This window comes from Neisseria sp. P0001.S005, assembly GCF_051963715.1.
The window spans coordinates 1-2,111 of record NZ_JBQCTZ010000346.1; the positions used below are offsets into that span (position 1 = coordinate 1).

2 protein-coding genes are annotated in these 2,111 nt (G+C 53.2%); both read left to right on the top strand.

Going from position 1 to position 2,111, the window contains the following annotated elements:
- On the top strand, positions 1-1,081 hold a 1,081-nt coding region (locus ACTHSP_RS19950), incomplete at its 5' end, for a Na(+)-translocating NADH-quinone reductase subunit A (protein WP_440346767.1).
- Between the two features lie 2 nt (positions 1,082-1,083).
- On the top strand, positions 1,084-2,111 hold a 1,028-nt coding region (locus ACTHSP_RS19955), incomplete at its 3' end, for an NADH:ubiquinone reductase (Na(+)-transporting) subunit B (RefSeq protein WP_440346768.1).

Genomic DNA, 2,111 nt, shown 5'->3' on the forward strand with positions numbered 1-2,111 from the left:
GTCAGTCGTGATTGCCGTTGAAGGCAACGACGAAATCGAGTTCGAACGCTACGCACCTGAAGCGCTGGCAAAATTGAACAGCGAAGAAGTGCGTCGCAACCTGATTCAATCCGGTTTGTGGACTGCGCTGCGCACCCGTCCGTTCAGCAAAATCCCTGCCGTCGATGCCGAGCCGTTCGCCATCTTCGTCAATGCGATGGACACCAATCCACTGGCTGCCGATCCTACGGTCATCATCAAAGAAGCCGCCGAAGACTTCAAACGCGGCCTGCTGGTATTGAGCCGCCTGACCGAACGTAAAATCCATGTGTGTAAAGCAGCCGGCGCAGACGTGCCGTCTGAAAACGCTGCCAACATCGAAACACATGAATTTGGCGGTCCTCATCCTGCCGGTTTGAGTGGCACGCACATTCATTTCATCGAGCCAGTCGGTGCGAACAAAACCGTTTGGACCATCAATTATCAAGATGTGATTGCCATTGGCCGTTTGTTTGCAACAGGCCGTCTGAACATCGAGCGCGTAATTGCCTTGGGTGGCTCTCAAGTCAACAAACCACGCCTCTTGCGTACCGTTTTGGGCGCGAAGGTGTCGCAAATTACCGCCGGCGAATTGGTTGACGCAGACAACCGCTTGATTTCCGGTTCGGTATTGAACGGCGCGATTGCACAAGGCGCGCATGATTATTTGGGACGCTACCACAATCAGATTTCCGTTATCGAAGAAGGCCGCAGCAAAGAGCTGTTCGGCTGGGTTGCGCCGCAACCGGACAAATACTCGATTACGCGTACAACCCTCGGTCATTTCCTGAAAAACAAACTCTTCAAGTTCACGACAGCCGTCAACGGCGGCGACCGCGCCATGGTTCCCATCGGTACTTACGAGCGCGTAATGCCGCTGGACATCCTGCCTACCTTGCTTCTGCGCGATTTAATCGTCGGCGATACCGACAGCGCGCAGGCTTTGGGTTGCTTGGAATTGGACGAAGAAGACCTCGCTTTGTGCAGCTTTGTCTGCCCGGGTAAATACGAATACGGCCCGCTGTTGCGCAAGGTGCTGGAAACCATTGAGAAGGAAGGCTGATTATGGGCTTGAAACATTTTCTTGAAAAAATCGAACCGCACTTCCTGCCGGGCGGCAAACATGAAAAATGGTATGCCCTCTATGAAGCTGCGGCGACGATTTTCTATACATCCGGCGCGGTAACGCGCAAAGCGGCCCACGTCCGCGATGCGCTCGACTCCAAGCGCATGATGATTTTGGTGTGGCTGGCTTTGTTCCCTGCCATGTTCTACGGTATGTACAACGTCGGCGTACAGGCATTCGGTGCGTTAACGCCTGATTTGCTGCAACAAAATATCGCCAACGACTGGCATTACGCCCTTGCCAACGCTTTGGGCATCAATATGTCGTCTGAAGCGGGCGTGTTGGGCAAAATGCTCTTCGGCGCGATTTTCTTCCTGCCGATTTACGCGACTGTATTTGTTGTGGGCGGCTTCTGGGAAGTTTTGTTCGCATCCGTGCGCAAACACGAAATCAACGAAGGTTTCTTCGTGACTTCGATTCTGTTTGCTTTAATCGTTCCTCCTACCCTGCCTTTATGGCAAGCGGCTTTGGGTATTTCTTTCGGCGTTGTGGTTGCGAAAGAAGTATTCGGCGGTACAGGTAAAAACTTTATGAACCCCGCGCTGGCAGGCCGTGCTTTCTTGTTCTTCGCTTATCCCGCCAATATTACCGGCGACACTGTTTGGACGGCGGTTGACGGTTATTCCGGCGCAACTGCGTTGGCTCAATGGGCAGCACACGGTTCGGAAGGTCTGAAAAATGCCGTTACCAATCAACCGATCACTTGGATGGATGCGTTTATCGGCAACTTGCCCGGTTCTATCGGCGAAGTATCCACTTTGGCGCTCTTAATCGGCGGCGCGTTTATCGTATTCACCCGCATTGCCTCTTGGCGCATTATTGCCGGCGTGATGATCGGTATGATTGCCATGTCTTCACTATTTAACTTCATCGGTTCGGACACCAACGCTATGTTCTCCATGCCTTGGTACTGGCACTTGGTGGTCGGCGGCTTCGCCATCGGTATGCTGTTTATGGCGACCGACCC